Below are 14,627 nucleotides of genomic sequence, written 5' to 3' on the forward strand. Positions count from 1 at the left end.
CTAGAATGCATGCCATCGGGCCACTGCCAATGGAACTGCCATGCCGCATCGATCTGCGCTGTACTCCCAACGCTCGCTGGTACTCACGCTGATCGCCCTGCTCGGCGCCGGTTTCCTTGCCACGTCCCTGCTGAGCTACTACGCCTCGCGCGCCTCGATCCGCGACAACATCGTCAACACCGAGCTGCCGCTGACCTCCGACACGGTCTACTCGGAAATCCAGAAAGACCTCGTCCGACCGATCCTGATTTCCTCGATGATGTCCCGCGACACCTTCATGCGCGACTGGGTGGTCAACGGCGAACAAAACCCCGAGCAAATGACCCGCTACCTCAACGAGGTCATGACCCATTACGGCGCCTACACCGCGTTTTTCGTCTCCAACAGCACCCTCACCTACTACCACGCCAAAGGCGTGCTCAAGCAGATCAAAGTCGAAGAACCGCGCGACGCCTGGTACTTCCGCGTGCGCGACATGAAGGATCCGTACGAGATCAACGTCGACCCAGATCTGGCCAACAAGGACAACCTGACCTTCTTCATCAACTACAAAGTCTACGACTACCACGACCGTTTCATCGGCGCGGCCGGTGTCGGCCTGACCGTCGACGCAGTGATCAAGCTGATCGACAAATACCAGCAGCGCTATCAACGCAGCGTGTACTTCGTCGACACCTTTGGCCGACTGGTGCTGACCGGCGCCGAAGGTGGCCCGGAAGGCGCACACATAGGCCAGAGTCTTGGCGAAATCGAGAGCATGAAAAGTCTGGTCAGTCAGTTGCCGAAACCGCACAGCGGCAGCTACGAGTATTCCGCTGAAGGCCAGGGGCATTTTCTCAACGTGCGCTTCATTCCCGAGCTGAACTGGTACCTGTTCGTCGATAAACGCGAAGACGGTGCATTGAGCGAAATCCGTCAGTCGCTCTATCTCAATCTGTTGATCTGCTTGCTGGTGACGCTGAGCGTGTTGGCGTTGCTCAACCGCGTGATCAAACGCTATCAGCGCAAAATCCAGGCGCAGGCAACCCTCGACAGCCTCACCGAACTGCCCAACCGTCGCGGCTTCGACCTGCTCGCCGCGCAAGCCCTGCACGAAGCACAACGCGAGACCAAACCGCTGACGGCGTTGCTGATCGACCTCGATCACTTCAAAGCGCTGAACGACACCTACGGGCACATGGCCGGTGACCAGGTGTTGATTGGCTTCGCCCGCGATCTGCAAAGTTGCCTGCGCCACGCCGACATCGTCTGCCGTTGGGGCGGTGAGGAATTTATCGTGCTGCTGAAGGACACCGACGGCGACACCGGTCAGAACATCGCCGAGAAAATTCGTCAGCACGTCGAACAACAGGAATATGCCTACAACGGTCACACCCTGAATCTGACGGTGAGCATCGGCGCCACCACCCTGCAACGCGATGACACCTTGCACAGTCTGCTGTCGCGGGCCGATCATGCGATGTACCGAGCCAAACAAACCGGCCGCAACCGCACCTGCGTGGAAATGCCTCACTCGACTTATGCCTGATTCCGACGTTAAACCCGACCATTGCCCGGCCTGCGGCGCCCGCAACGACTGCAGCCTGGCCGACCCGCGTACCGCCGACCGCGAATGCTGGTGCTACGGCGTCAGCATCGACCCGGCGGTGCTCGAAGCGCTGCCGCCAGCACTGCGCAACCAATCATGTCTGTGCCCGCGTTGCGCGCAGGTCGAGGCGCAACTGCAAGCGGCCAAGCGGCCGATCCCGTAAGATGCGCGCCCCTTCATTGATCGAACACTGAACATGCGCGTCGACCGTTTCCTCAGCAATCTACCGCGCTTCAACCGTCAGCAGGTGCGCCTGTTGCTGGTGGAAAAGCGCGTGCGGATTGACGGAAAAGTCGTCAGCGATCCGCACAGCGAGGTGCTGGAGTTCAGTCGCGTAGAGGTTGATGACGAAGTGCTGCAAGTCGGCAAACCGGCGCGCTATTTCATGCTGCACAAACCGCCCGGCTGCGTCAGCGCCACCCGCGATCCGCAACACCCGACCGTGCTCGACCTGATCGATGAACCGGACAAGGACGACCTGCACATCGCCGGGCGTCTGGACTTCAACACCACCGGGCTGATGCTGATCACCAACGACGGCGCGTGGTCGCGGCGCTTGACCCAGCCACAGACCAAACTGCCGAAGGTCTATTACGTCGAGACCGAGCAGGAAATTGGCGCGGAATATGCGATCACCTTTGCCGAGGGGATTTACTTCGCGTTCGAGGATCTGACCACGCAGCCGGCGCAACTGGAGCTGCTCGGCCCACGCTCGGCGCGGTTGAGCATCGTCGAGGGTCGTTACCATCAGGTGAAGCGCATGTTTGGTTTCTTCAACAACAAAGTCGTACGCTTGCACCGTGAATCCATGGGGCTGTTACAGCTCGATGACGCGCTAAAACCGGGCGAGTACCGCGCTTTGCGCACCGAAGAGATTCATTTGTTCTAAGCCTGCGACCGCTCAGCAGAAGTTGTCGAACAATTTACCAACGGCACTTGCGCGATCCTGCCTCCCCTGCTTGAATCAGGACGTCGGCCGAAATGTGACCGACGAGTCACAACATACCTCTAAGAAACTTTTTGTCGGTCGTCAGCCCCAAGGGCTGCGCCTCAGCCGACAAACTGCCCGCCAATAACAATACCCGTCGACCTGCCTTATCGGATCGACATGGGCCAAGCAAATTCCAGGCGTATGCCTACCTGTCACAAAGCTCGTGCAATCTCACCATTGCGCGCATACCCGCTTGCTTGCCAGGAGTCTTATGACATGAGGCCAGAAATCGCTGTGCTGGATATACAGGGTCAGTATCGGGTTTACACGGAGTTCTATCGCGCAGACGCCGCAGAAAAGACCATCATTCTGGTCAACGGCTCGATGGCCACGACTGCGTCGTTTGCACAAACCGTGAAGAACCTGCACCCGCAATTCAACGTGGTCTGCTACGACCAGCCCTACGCGGGTCGGTCAAAAGCCCACAACCGCCACGAGAAACATCTGACAAAGGAAGTCGAAGGGCAAATCCTGCTGGAGCTGATTGACCACTTTGGCGCAGAGCACGTGCTGTCGTTTTCCTGGGGCGGTGCTGCGACTCTGGTCGCCCTCGCCCACCAGCCTCGGCGCATCGAACGGGCGGTGATCAGCTCGTTCTCGCCGGTGATCAACGCGCACATGCTCGACTACCTTGAACGTGGCGTCGACTACCTCGGCCAGCGCGACGGCGACCGCGTCGGCCATCTGGTCAACGACACCATCGGCAAACATTTGCCTTCGCTGTTCAAGCGCTTCAACTATCGCCACGTCAGCAGTCTGGCCGAGCACGAATACGGGCAGATGCATTTCCACATCAGCGACGTGCTGCACAGCGACCGCCAGTGCTACTTGAACGCGGCGAAAAAGATCAACGTGCCAGTGCTGTTTTTAAACGGCGAATGGGACGAATACACCGCCGCCGACGATGCGCGCCTGTTCGGCAACCACGTCGCGCAGAGCACCTTCACCACCCTGCAAGCCACCGGGCATTTTCTCGATATGGAGCACAAAGCGGCGTGCCGCGACAGCCAGAACGCCTTGCTCGGCTTTCTGAAACCGGCGCAGCAGACCAGCCGAACGCGTTACTCGTTTGTTCAGGATCAACATGCATTGGCTATTTGAAAAAGTGTCGTCGCGCGCGAGCCTGCGGGGTTGAGCTTTTCGTTTGCATCCCGCAGTGCTCGCCCGCGATTGACCGTTTTCAACGCTTCAAAGGCTTATTTTGCAAAAGAAACTTCAAATCCGTGGCCGAGTCTGGTACAAAGTCAGCCGCTCTGAGCGGGTATAGTTTAATGGTAGAACAGTAGCTTCCCAAGCTTCCGACGAGGGTTCGATTCCCTCTACCCGCTCCAATCAGATTTTGTCTCACGTCGTGATTTTTTGACGGGGGATGCAGGAATACAGAAAACCGGCCTATAGGGCCGGTTTTTTTGCGTCTGGGGTTTGGTAAGTGCAGTGAACACGAAGCGCTCACCTTGTTTTAATTCCTTTATTTTGTGAGTTATTGCTAATTCCCGAAGATAAGCCACAATATTCAGGAGTTATCGTTTCTCGCTAAACGATTTGAGTGATCGCACCTTTCATTCGTTGAAGCATTCTCCAGGCAGTAGACACATCATGTTGGATTTAAGCCTCAGCACGCCTGACGAAATCATTAAAAAACTGGGCTCACGTCTACGTACGGAGCGCTTGGCGCTTGGCATGTCGCAAGCCGATGTGGCCTCACGCGCAGGCGTCGGTGGCAACACAGTGTCCAGCATGGAAGCCGGGCGCAATGTGAGTTTCGAGAGCCTGGTGCGAGTGGCCATGGTGCTTGGACGTGGTAAAGAGCTTGAAGGGTTGTTCCAGCCAAAGCTCGATACCCTCGATGACATCTTGCGCTACGAAAAAAGCGCCAAGCGTCATCGCATCAAAAGGAAATCCGACGATGCTTGAACAGGTTGATGTCTTCTACGATGGCTGGGGCGAACGCTGGCGGTGGGGCACGCTCGTTTCCACAACGGCCTTGACCGGCCGGCCGCTCATTGCGTTTGAGTACAGTGATGAGGCCAAAAAGAAAGGACTGGAATTATCGTCCTTGCGCCTTCCACTGGAGGGAGCCCGGCTGCGACGGGATTTTCCGTCTCATCAAATGAGTCTGCCCGGCCCGGTCTATGATTCCCTGCCTGACGGCTGGGGCATGCTTTTGATGGATCGCTTGTTCAAACGTCGCGGGCTCAACCCGGCGCGAATCGGCCCTTTGGAGCGACTGGCCTACATCGGCAACAATGCCATGGGCGCCATGTCGTTTGAGCCGGTTGCAGCCGAAGCGCTGGAGCCGCAGATCCACGTTCCCATTGCCCTGCTGGCAGCCGAAATACGCGAAGTGCTCAAAGGCGAAGGTGGCGAACTCCTGCAAAAACTGCTGCTGGTAGGAGGCTCTCCGCAAGGCGCCAGACCCAAGGCTTTGGTTTATCGCGACCCTGAAACCGAAATCTTTACCACTGCGGCCACGCCGGGGTTTGAAGCCTGGCTGGTGAAATTCCCTGCTCAGCAAGAGCACCCCGAAGTCTGCGCCATAGAAATGGTTTACGCCGAATGCCTGCGCATGTGCGGCATCCAGACACCTGATACTCAGTATTTCAGCCTGCCTGACGGAATGGCCGCCTTCGCCAGCAGACGCTTCGATCGTCAAGATGGCTTACGCGTGCCCATGCAAAGTCTCGCGGCTTATACCGGCGCGGATTTCCAATCCCCGGGTGCATTGGATTACGTCAATTTCTTGCGCGCCACTCACAAATGCACCAACGACGTTCGAGAAAAAGCACTCGCATTCGAACGCGTGATTTTTAATGTCGCCTTCAACAACCGCGACGATCACCCGAAAAACTTCGCCTACCTCATGTCAGCCAGCGGCCAGTGGAAGCTGGCGCCGGCTTATGACGTCACTTTTTGCGAGGGACCTGGTGGATATCATCAGATGGACGTGATGGGTGAAGCCCTGGAAATTGACCGCAAGGCCATGCTCAAGCTTGCGCAGGAAGCAGAGGTTCCAGCCAATAAAGCCGCTGAAATGATTGATGGGGTTTGCGACATTGCCAGTGAGTTTTCAGTGACGGCCGAACGTCTTTATCCCGGTTTGATCACCCGAGAGACACTGTTCACTATCCAAAACCGGATCGACAATAACGTCGCAAATCTGCGTCGGAAATAAGCTGGGACTTCTGCGATATGAACCCGCTATTCGGCTGGTTTCTAGTGAGTTGCTGCGCGCGGACGCAACCCTTTGCAACACACTCTCCGCTCGCCTTTTCCTACCCTTCCTAGACTGCATAAACCATTGAGGTCATCAGCGGACGATGACCTTTCGGTGGCTCCACTGTTGATCACAAAAAACCAGTAGGTATAGTAACTACCAAGCACACCACAAGGAGGTGTTGTGAATAGCCGTTTTTTAATCGGCCAACTCGTCGCAGACGGTTGGTATCTGGTGCGGATCAGAGGCAGTCACCATCACTTCAAGCATCCCAGCAAACCCGGCTTGGTCACTGTGCCGCATCCGAAGAAGGATCTGCTCAAAAAAACGGCCATCAGTATTTTGCAGCAGGCGCTGCTTTGACTCACTCAGTCAGTTGCGCCATGGAGAACAACACACATGCTTTATCCAATCGCAATTTCAATAGGTGATGACGAACACGCCTGGGGCGTGGAAGTGCCGGACATTCCTGGCTGTTTTTCCGCAGGTGATGACCTCGACGATGCTGTCGCCATGGCTCGCGAAGCGATCGAAGGCCATTTCGAGATTCTGGCCGAGGACGGTGCGCCTATCCCGTCTGCCAGCAAACTGGGCGTGAATGTGGCCAATCCGAAATATGCCGGTTGCGCGTGGGCGGTGGTGGACATCGACGTGGTCAAATATTTGGGCAAAGCCCAGAAGCTCAACATCACCCTGCCGGGGCACCTGCTTAATCGTATTGATGAGTATGTGTTGCACCATCCGGAAGAAAAGAGCCGCTCGGGGTTTCTCGCGTCGGCGGCTTTGAAGGTGTTGCAGCAGGGTTGAATTCCTCTTTGTCTTAACGGGCATTGGAACTGAGCCATTCACTGCGACGACATTTTGAAGAGTACTCATCCCATGACACAAAACATCTACGACGATCCCGAGTTTTTCCAGGGCTACAGCCAGATGAACCGCTCCATCGGCGGGCTCGATGCCGCGCCGGAATGGCCGGCGCTCAAGGCGTTGCTGCCGGCCATGCATGGTTTGAATGTGGTCGATCTGGGTTGTGGTTATGGCTGGTTCAGCCGTTGGGCGAGAGGGAGCGGCGCCGCCAATGTGCTGGGTCTGGATGTTTCGGAGAAGATGCTGGAGCGCGCGCGGCAGACAACGGTGGCGACGAATATCCGTTATGAACGTGCCGATCTTGAGCAGCTCGACCTGCCGGTTTGCAGTGTTGATCTGGCGTACAGTTCACTGGCGCTGCACTACATCAAGAACTTGTCGGGGCTGTTTGCTCATCTGTATGCGGCGTTGAAACCGGGTGCGCACTTTGTGTTTTCCATCGAGCATCCGATCTTTATGGCCCCGCGTAATCCGGGGTGGCTGGTTTATAGCGAGGGCAACAAGCGTTGGCCGCTGGACAGTTATCAGATGGAAGGTGAGCGGGTGACCCATTGGTTGGCCTAGAGCGTGATCAAGCAGCATCGTACGATCGGGACGCTGCTCAATTCGTTGATTGAGGCGGGGTTCACTATTCGTCATGTCAATGAATGGGGGCCGAGTGATGCCGAGGTGGCGGCGCAACCGGCGCTGGAGGAAGAGCGGGAGCGGCCGATGATGATGCTGGTCGCGGTGCAGCGTTGAATGGATTCAACCTTGGAATAGCCCCTCACCCTAGCCCTCTCCCAGAGGGAGAAGGAACTGACCGAGGTGCCTGTTCGAGCTACGCCGACCTGCGATATCGAGCCGAACTCAGGATTTGAAAAGCCCCCAAATCAGCTCCCTCTCCCTTGGGAGAGGGCTGGGGTGAGGGGCTCGCCGGATGTAACGCCGCCGCTCTCCAGTCGAACAACGCATTCGTTCGTTTCAGCGAGTCGCGACGATAAACAATCGCGGAAACGGCAACAGCACCGACCCATCCGCCAACGCCGGATAAGCCCTCGCGACTTCCCCCAGGTATTGTTCCAGATACTCCGCCCGCTCCGCTTCAGTCAGCGGACTCAAAAACGGAATCAACCCGCTACCCTTGAACCACTCAACCACCCCTGCTGCGCCAGCCGACAATTGATGGTGATACGCCGTGCGCCAGACATCGACCCGCGCACAATGCGGCCGCAGCATCGAGAAATAATCGCTGGCACTCGCCATGTCCGTTCGCTGCCCCGCCGCGCCGGCGAGCTTTGCGGCCCACGGGCCATTGGCGGCGACTTCACGCATCAAGCGGTGGGACGGTTCGTTGAGGTTATCCGGCATCTGAATCGCCAGACTGCCGCCCGCCGACAACTTGTTGGCCAACGCGGGCAACAACGCTGCGTGATCCGGCACCCATTGCAGCACGGCATTGGCGAAGATCACATCAAACGGCCCGGCGTCCGCCCATTGATCAATCTCAGCCACTTCGAACTGCAACTGCGGTAAACGCTTGCGTGCCGCGTCGATCATGTCCGGCGAGCTGTCCAGCCCGCAGATTTTCGCCTCAGGAAAACGCTGCAGCAGAAGCTCCGTCGAATTGCCCGGGCCACAACCGATATCAACCACCGCTCGCGCTTCTGCCGTGGGAATCGCCGCCAGCAGATCGCGGGCCGGGCGGGTGCGTTCATCTTCGAAAGCGACGTATTGCTTGGCGGACCAACTCATTGCGTTCTCCTGTGAGGCGTTTGCTTCAAAACCTGGAAAAACAGATGCCGCTACCATACCGTGATCCAACTGGCCGGCGCTGCCCTACCAACGTCCGGTTCCATTCGCTGATTTGTAATTAGAATTTTCACAACGCCGTCATTGTCTGAATTTCATGCACTCCCCCCAATAAGGAATACGGCTATGAAATTCGCGAAGATTTCCCAGAAGCTTGCTCTGTGGGCCGGTAGCCCGAAGACGTTTATGGGGGCGTTGATCCTGATAGGGCTATGGGGGTTGAGCGGGCCGATCTTTAATTACAACGATACGTGGCAACTGATCATCAACACCTCGACCACGATCATTACCTTTCTGATGGTATTTCTGATTCAGAACACGCAGAACCGTGACACTGACATTCTGCATTTGAAGATTGATGAGTTGCTGCTGGTGACCAAGGAAGCGCAGAACGCGATGCTCGGGCTGGAAGCGCTGGATTTGAAACAGCTGGAGGCGTTGCGCAGGCATTACCGCTCGTTGGGCGAGGGCGAGGTGTTTAACCTTGAAGGGCTGGGTGAGATGAGCAAGTCGAAGCAGGATTTGAATGAGTGCTAGGTTTATCGGGCGAATGAAAACACTTGTGGCGAGGGGATTTATCCCCGTTGGGCTGCGAAGCAGCCCCATTTCTTGCTGCCGAATTCAACCTGACACACTGCATTGAATGTTTTAACGACTGCTGCGCAGCCGAGCGGGGATAAATCCCCTCGCCACAGGGGATCTGTGTTGTCTGTGAGATTAGCGGCTGGCCTGTAAGGCTCGGGCCATTTCCAGGTGATTCTGCAGTTTCGGCAGGGTTTCGTCGGCGAAGGCTTTGATCTCAGGCACGTCAGTGGTCTGCGCTTCCTGCTCGATCTGCTGAATGGCCTCTTCGGTGGCTTTGACCTGACTCGCTGCATAGGCCTGGTCAAACGTCGCGCCGTCCTTCACCTCTGGAATCAGCTCTTTAGCCTTGTCGGCGATTTCTTCGCGCGGCGCGATCGGCAGGTCGAGCTTCTTGGCAATTTTCGCCAGATGCTGATTGGCTGTGGTGCGGTCGTTGATCACCACGATGGTGTAATCCTTTACCTCTTTGGATTCGGTTTTCCCGTGGGCCAAGCGGCTGGCTTCGATATCAGCCATGCCTTTGGCCGACGCATCGTTGATGAAATCGGCAGGCGACTGGGCAAAAGCACTGGTGGCGCACAGGCTCAACAGCGAAACAACACTCAAATTGCGTAAACGGGTGGCCATCCGGCTCATGGTCGCGCCCTCCTTTTCTCAAAATTCAAGCGGGAGCTTACGCCCCCGCCTCTCAATCAAAACGACTTCACTGACTACTTCGATTTCTGACCGGGCTTGCGGCCTATTTCTGTTTTCGCAGGGTCTTTGTCGACAGTCGTTGTAGTGGTTTTCCCACCTTTGCGACCGGCTTCAGACGCCTTCGTTCGATCGTTAGCGAAGTTTCCCGAGTTCGAGTTTCTTGAATTAGGCATGATTCTCTACCTCTTGGTAATGATCGTGGCGAGCAGGTGCCCGCCTAGATTGAGAATTTTCTGGCCAGCAAAGGTTTAGAAAAGTTGGCGTTGCACTGACGAACGGTGAAGCGCAATCAGCTAATGCAGCGCCTGATGATTGCCGCGCTGCGCGATGTACAGTCACCTTCAAGCCTTGTTCGGCATCAGCCCCGGCAACGCATGCATCAGCGCGTTGATGGCGAAACCGATGAACATTACCCCGCACAACCGGGTGATCAGCAACTCGTGGCGCTGATACAGCGTGCGCACCCGCTGCGCGCCGACAACACCAATGAGAATAGCGTAGGCGAGCAGCCCGCCAAGGAAGCTCAGGGCGATCAGCGCCGGCAGCATCGACCAGTTGAGCAACTCGGCACGGCTCGACAGCAGCGCAGTAAACGTCGCCACCGCCACCGGGTACGCCTTGGGATTGGTCAACCCGAACAGAATGCCGTGCCAGAATGGATTGCGCGCCGCGCCCTGCGGTTCGTCCGCATTGCGTCGCTGTGCCCGCACCGCGCGCCAGCCGAGCCAGAACAAGTACAGACCGCTGAGCACCCCGAGCACGTCAAACGCCGTGCTGCCGATTTCCCGCGCGCCAACAATCGCGATCAACGCCGTGCTGCACCAGACCACATCGCCGAGCAGATGCCCGCAGAGAAACCCCGCCCCGGCCCGTCGCCCATGCGCCGCACCGATGCCGAACACCGCCAGCACACCCGGCCCCGGCGTGATGCCGTAAATGAAACCCGAGGCCAGAACGGCCATTAGCAACGATAGAGTCATGGAAAACCTGCAAGCGCCAGAACACGTGGCGGCCAGTCTATATCAGCCGATTGCGCCTGATCACTGCCCGTCGTAAAAACGCATGCCGGCGTACGGTTTCTGCCGACACGCTGCGAGTCGCGAGGCCAGATCGCCGACGTGAGCTTCGTGTTTGTGGCCATCAGGATCGAGAAAATAGAACGACGCACCTTCGCTGCGGTTATCGCGCCATTCCCGCACGTTTGCTGCTTTTAGCGCTTGTACGAAAAGCGCAAAATCCGCAGCGTTGAGGCTGAAGGCGTAATGGGTGTAGTCGGCGCTCGGCTCGCTAGTGCGTAATGGATCGAGCGACAGGCACAGCCACAGTCCCGGAAGCGAAAGATAGGCACCGGCGTTCCACGTCGCCTCGACGCGGAGCTGTAGCACGTCGCGATAAAACGCCAGACTGCGGTTCAGATCGCTGACGGCGAGGGTGAGGTGGTTGAGGCCGGTGAGCATCGGATCAGTAACCTCTGAGGGATTCGGGGACGGTATATTGTTTGCCGTCATAGGTCAGGGTAATTCGAGTTTTCTTCAGGTCAGTGGTTTGTGAAACACATTGGCCGCCCGACTTGGTGTCTTTCATTTTGCTGCCGCTGGTGGTGATGATCAAATCAGCGAAACCGTAGTGGCTCGATGGAGCGATGTCGAGCGTGCGATGTATGCGATTGGCATACCCTTCGCAGTCGCTCATAAATTCGCCGTGGTTCCTGAAGACCACCAAACCCTCCAGCACCGGACGCAGAACGTTACCCTCGCGGACATACAGCGCCAGGTCAGTTTTCTCATAGGGAAGTGCGCTGGAGCTGTGGCCAAACATTGAACGCAGGCCGAAAGCCCGGACGTCGGGAGCAAGTCGATAGCGCGCTGTATCGATACGCAAATCATCCAGCCGGATGGCGTCTGAGTTATAGGCGCCCGGCTTGCGAAAAGTAGCGATGGGCTTGCTGTTTGTAGCGTTCATAATCGCCAGATCCAGATCGAATACACCGGCGTCTTCACCGCCAGCGTCGGCGAGGTAAGTGGATTTTGCGGAGATAACCTGATTCTGGAACGCCGGCCAGACTTTGCAGCGTGATAGAGACTTGCCGTCGAAGTCTTTTGTTAAGCAGGCGGCCTGGGTTTGAGTGGCGAGAACTAGTAGATACAGGGCGAGGCTGAACTTAGTTCGGAGGCTCATTGTTCTTCCTTGAGTAAAAGAGATCTGTCTTACTGGCCTTTGAAATCTCTGGGCACTGCGTAGTTTTTTCCGTCATAGCGAAGTGTCGTCAATACAGGTTTTTGCGTGACGGTGTTGGAGACGCAGGCCTCTCCCTCGCCATTGCCTACGGTCGAGCTGCTGATCGTTTTGATAATGAGATCGGCATAGCCATTGGTGCTGGCTTTGGCTAACTCCACTGTTCGCGAAGTTTCATAACGCTCACCCGCACAATTGCCATCCCACTCCCCGCCATATTCATGAACCACCAATCGATCCATCACCGGACGCAAGGCGTTGCCGTCTTTCACATAGAGCGACAACCAGGTTTCATCCAAAGGATTCAAACGGGAGGAATTTTTGAAGCGAACTCGCACGCCAAAGGCCTGAAGGTCAGGCTTGAGTTTGTAGCGGGCGGTGTCGAATTTCAGTTCTTCCAGCGCGATGGCATCAACTGAGAATGCCGAGGCCTGATCAAAGGTCGCTAACGACTTCGAGCCACTGGTCGCCAACAGGGACAAATGCAAGTCATACAGCCCCACAATTCCTGATGCGCCATATACCGGATCGGGTGAGAAATTTGTGCTGGCGCTGAGTGTCAGTCCTGGATACGCCGGCCAGTCCTTACAGATTGAAAAATCCATGTCATGCGCCACTGGAGCCGGCGAGCAATCGGCAAACGCCTGCCCCGCCAGCAACCACGTACAAATGGCTACACATCCGATCCAAGCCGACTTCACTGTCACGTCCCGTTCCTTGATGACTGTTCAGCCGCGCACTATCCCCTCCTCTTTCGACGGATTCAACTGAAGTAATCGCAACCCACATTCGCAATTACTTGAGTCAAGGCAGTACCAGAGATAGCTCCGCCCCGAGCAAAGCTGTAGCGTCGTGAGTTGCCTACCACTACAGCGAGAGCGTTATGCCTGTCATTTCTTTGCATCTTCCAGATGAAATCGCTGACGCACTAACCGACCTCGCCAAAGCAACGGGGCGCAGCAAATCTAGCTTGGCAAATGACGCATTGAGTGAGTATCTGGAGCGCGAAACCTGGAAAACTGAGCAAATCCAGCAAGCGATAATAGAGGCCGATGCTGGAGATTTCGCCTCCGCTGCAGCAGTTGAAACCATCACTGCAAAGTGGAGTGGCAATACGCGTTAATTAGTAACGGCACAATCAAGATTTCCAGTCTGTGGCGTTTTCCTCGTCCCCCCCTCCTCAATCTTCCGATTCAACCAATTCAACGCCTGATCCCCACCCCGCCGCTTGTGCCAAGCCAGCACAAACGTAAACGGCGGAATATCAAACGGTGGCGGCACAACAATCAAATCCCCATGCACCAAATCGCGCACGCTGCGCGATGACACGGTGAGAATCAAATCCGTGCCACTGATCAACTGCGGCGCGACGTTCCAGTGCGGCAGGCTGATCGCGACGCGACGGCGTTCGCGCAGGGAGGTCAGGGCTCGCTCGATTTCCGGTGTGCCGCTGCCGCGCATTTCCAGCAAGACATGCGGGCGCGACAGGTAGGTGGGCAGATCGAGCACGCCGTTGGCCGGCAGGGTCTGGCGGTCGAGCAGGCAGACGTAGCGTTCTTCGAACAGCAGCGTGCTGCGCAATTCGTGGGGCATTTCCGGGAAGACGCCGGCGGCGACGTCGATATCGCCATTGAGCACGCCTTCGAGCATGCCTTCGCGGCTGGCGTGGCTGATTTGCAGGTCGATGCCCGGCGCTTCGCGGCGCAGGGTCCGGATCAGATCGGGGAGGATGATCGCCGCGCCGTAGTCCGACATCGCCACACGAAAGGTGCGTCGGGCGCTAGCCGGATCGAAGGTGTTTGGTGCCAGCAGCGATTGCACTTGGGCCAGCGCTTCGGCGAGCGGCGCGACCAGTTCCAGCGCTCGTGCGGTGGGCGCCAGGGTTGCGCCGGCGCGCACCAGCAGCGGGTCGCCGAGCAAATCGCGTAGACGCGCCAGCGCATGGCTGACCGCCGGTTGGCTGAGGTGCAGGCGCTCGGCGGCGCGGGTGACGTGCTGCTCGCTGAGCAAGGCGTCGAGGATCACCAGCAGGTTGAGGTCGATGCGGCGCAGATCATTCATTTGATGCATGTTCTGGATGACGAAACGGAATTTAAATCTGCGCGACGAATACTCTAGAGTCCAGCAAAACCTGTTGGAGAATGATCATGAGTACGTTGCAGTGGGCCGGTTTGTTGGCGTTGGCCGCATTTGCCGGGGCGGTAGTGCCGTTTCAGAGCGCGATCAACAGCAACCTGGCGCGCGGATTGGGCCATCCATTGTGGGCGACGTTGGCGTCGTTGCTGGTGAGTGTGCTGGTGTTGTTGCCGGTGATTTTGGCGTTGCGGTTGCCCCTGCCGTCGCTGGCGTTTATCAGCAAGGCGCCCATGTGGATGTGGGCCGGTGGCGCGTTCGGGGTTTGTTTTGTGGCGCTGGCGGTGGTGTTGCTGCCTAAGCTCGGGGCTTCGGGGTTTGTGGCGTTGGCGCTGGCGGGTCAGGTGCTTGCCTCAATGCTGCTGGATCACTTTGGCTTGTTTGGGTTGGTGGAGAAACAGCTGACATTGCCTCGGCTGTTTGGCGCGGTGTTGTTGATTGCGGGGGTGGTATTGATTCAGTTTGGCAATTCGCCGGGAAGAGTTTTGGCACCGCAATAACATCAAAAGATCGCAGCCTGCGGCAGC

Annotated in this window: 19 protein-coding genes, 1 tRNA gene and 1 pseudogene; 13 read left to right on the forward strand and 8 right to left on the reverse strand. The window is 57.1% G+C overall.

Annotated elements, in window-relative coordinates:
* Positions 1 to 40: 40 nt before the first annotated feature.
* From GVL50_RS16215 to GVL50_RS16260, 10 genes and pseudogenes are all read left to right on the forward strand, one after another.
* Positions 41 to 1,528, forward strand: a complete 1,488-nt coding sequence (locus tag GVL50_RS16215) for a sensor domain-containing diguanylate cyclase (protein WP_159814206.1) — start codon at positions 41 to 43, stop codon at positions 1,526 to 1,528.
* The gene (locus tag GVL50_RS16220) at positions 1,521 to 1,751 is read left to right on the forward strand and encodes a cysteine-rich CWC family protein (protein ID WP_053118015.1); all 231 of its coding nucleotides are present in this window, start codon (positions 1,521 to 1,523) and stop codon (positions 1,749 to 1,751) included. The genes GVL50_RS16215 and GVL50_RS16220 overlap by 8 nt, the downstream gene beginning before the upstream one ends.
* Positions 1,752 to 1,784: 33 nt before the next feature.
* Positions 1,785 to 2,477 (forward strand): pseudouridine synthase, encoded by a 693-nt coding sequence (locus tag GVL50_RS16225; RefSeq protein WP_159814208.1) that lies wholly within the window; start codon positions 1,785 to 1,787, stop codon positions 2,475 to 2,477.
* 318 nt (positions 2,478 to 2,795) lie between these two features.
* The gene (locus tag GVL50_RS16230) at positions 2,796 to 3,680 is read left to right on the forward strand and encodes an alpha/beta fold hydrolase (RefSeq protein WP_053118011.1); all 885 of its coding nucleotides are present in this window, start codon (positions 2,796 to 2,798) and stop codon (positions 3,678 to 3,680) included.
* A 156-nt stretch (positions 3,681 to 3,836) separates the two neighbouring features.
* Positions 3,837 to 3,910: transfer RNA gene (locus tag GVL50_RS16235), tRNA-Gly, on the forward strand.
* A 265-nt stretch (positions 3,911 to 4,175) separates the two neighbouring features.
* A complete protein-coding gene (locus tag GVL50_RS16240) occupies positions 4,176 to 4,493 on the forward strand; it encodes a helix-turn-helix domain-containing protein (RefSeq protein WP_159814210.1) in 318 nt (105 codons plus the stop codon).
* The gene (locus GVL50_RS16245; protein ID WP_159814212.1) at positions 4,486 to 5,751 is read left to right on the forward strand and encodes a type II toxin-antitoxin system HipA family toxin; all 1,266 of its coding nucleotides are present in this window, start codon (positions 4,486 to 4,488) and stop codon (positions 5,749 to 5,751) included. The genes GVL50_RS16240 and GVL50_RS16245 overlap by 8 nt, the downstream gene beginning before the upstream one ends.
* 225 nt (positions 5,752 to 5,976) lie before the next feature.
* Entirely contained in the window at positions 5,977 to 6,156 is a 180-nt protein-coding gene (locus tag GVL50_RS16250; protein ID WP_159814214.1) for a type II toxin-antitoxin system HicA family toxin, read from the forward strand.
* A 36-nt stretch (positions 6,157 to 6,192) separates the two neighbouring features.
* Entirely contained in the window at positions 6,193 to 6,600 is a 408-nt protein-coding gene (locus GVL50_RS16255; RefSeq protein ID WP_053118006.1) for a type II toxin-antitoxin system HicB family antitoxin, read from the forward strand.
* A gap of 72 nt (positions 6,601 to 6,672) precedes the next feature.
* Positions 6,673 to 7,401: pseudogene (locus GVL50_RS16260) on the forward strand (class I SAM-dependent methyltransferase).
* 222 nt (positions 7,402 to 7,623) lie between these two features.
* On the opposite strand, the gene tam reads toward GVL50_RS16260, so the two are convergent.
* Positions 7,624 to 8,394 (reverse strand): trans-aconitate 2-methyltransferase, encoded by a 771-nt coding sequence (gene tam, locus GVL50_RS16265; RefSeq protein ID WP_159814216.1) that lies wholly within the window; start codon positions 8,392 to 8,394, stop codon positions 7,624 to 7,626.
* Positions 8,395 to 8,577: 183 nt separating this feature from the next.
* Here tam and GVL50_RS16270 point away from each other — a divergent pair, with 183 nt between their 5' ends.
* Positions 8,578 to 8,988, forward strand: a complete 411-nt coding sequence (locus GVL50_RS16270) for a low affinity iron permease family protein (protein WP_159814218.1) — start codon at positions 8,578 to 8,580, stop codon at positions 8,986 to 8,988.
* Positions 8,989 to 9,168: 180 nt separating this feature from the next.
* Here the strand turns inward: GVL50_RS16270 and GVL50_RS16275 are convergent, their stop codons facing one another.
* From GVL50_RS16275 to GVL50_RS16300, 6 genes are all read right to left on the reverse strand, one after another.
* Positions 9,169 to 9,672, reverse strand: a complete 504-nt coding sequence (locus tag GVL50_RS16275; RefSeq protein ID WP_053117998.1) for a DUF4142 domain-containing protein — start codon at positions 9,670 to 9,672, stop codon at positions 9,169 to 9,171.
* Positions 9,673 to 9,746: 74 nt separating this feature from the next.
* Positions 9,747 to 9,905, reverse strand: a complete 159-nt coding sequence (locus GVL50_RS16280; RefSeq protein ID WP_159814219.1) for a KGG domain-containing protein — start codon at positions 9,903 to 9,905, stop codon at positions 9,747 to 9,749.
* Positions 9,906 to 10,073: 168 nt separating this feature from the next.
* Positions 10,074 to 10,712: a LysE family translocator gene (locus tag GVL50_RS16285; RefSeq protein WP_159814221.1), complete on the reverse strand. Its 639-nt coding sequence runs from the start codon at positions 10,710 to 10,712 to the stop codon at positions 10,074 to 10,076.
* 60 nt (positions 10,713 to 10,772) lie between these two features.
* Complete coding sequence (gene fos / locus GVL50_RS16290) at positions 10,773 to 11,189, reverse strand: fosfomycin resistance glutathione transferase (protein WP_159814223.1); 417 nt, start codon at positions 11,187 to 11,189, stop codon at positions 10,773 to 10,775.
* 4 nt (positions 11,190 to 11,193) lie between these two features.
* A complete protein-coding gene (locus GVL50_RS16295; protein WP_159814225.1) occupies positions 11,194 to 11,910 on the reverse strand; it encodes a hypothetical protein in 717 nt (238 codons plus the stop codon).
* A 29-nt stretch (positions 11,911 to 11,939) separates the two neighbouring features.
* Positions 11,940 to 12,674: a hypothetical protein gene (locus GVL50_RS16300; RefSeq protein ID WP_159814227.1), complete on the reverse strand. Its 735-nt coding sequence runs from the start codon at positions 12,672 to 12,674 to the stop codon at positions 11,940 to 11,942.
* Positions 12,675 to 12,850: 176 nt separating this feature from the next.
* Here GVL50_RS16300 and GVL50_RS16305 point away from each other — a divergent pair, with 176 nt between their 5' ends.
* Positions 12,851 to 13,090, forward strand: coding sequence for a CopG family ribbon-helix-helix protein (locus GVL50_RS16305; RefSeq protein WP_159814229.1), 240 nt, complete (start codon positions 12,851 to 12,853; stop codon positions 13,088 to 13,090).
* On the opposite strand, the gene GVL50_RS16310 is transcribed toward GVL50_RS16305, so the two are convergent.
* Positions 13,087 to 14,037, reverse strand: a complete 951-nt coding sequence (locus GVL50_RS16310; protein ID WP_178124196.1) for a LysR substrate-binding domain-containing protein — start codon at positions 14,035 to 14,037, stop codon at positions 13,087 to 13,089. The genes GVL50_RS16305 and GVL50_RS16310 overlap by 4 nt on opposite strands.
* A gap of 77 nt (positions 14,038 to 14,114) precedes the next feature.
* Between GVL50_RS16310 and GVL50_RS16315 the strand changes: the two genes are divergently transcribed.
* A complete protein-coding gene (locus GVL50_RS16315; protein WP_159814233.1) occupies positions 14,115 to 14,600 on the forward strand; it encodes a DMT family transporter in 486 nt (161 codons plus the stop codon).
* Positions 14,601 to 14,627 lie beyond the last annotated feature (27 nt).

Origin of the sequence: Pseudomonas sp. 18058 (assembly GCF_902706155.1) — a bacterium.
Taxonomy (GTDB): Bacteria; Pseudomonadota; Gammaproteobacteria; order Pseudomonadales; family Pseudomonadaceae; genus Aquipseudomonas; species Aquipseudomonas rustica.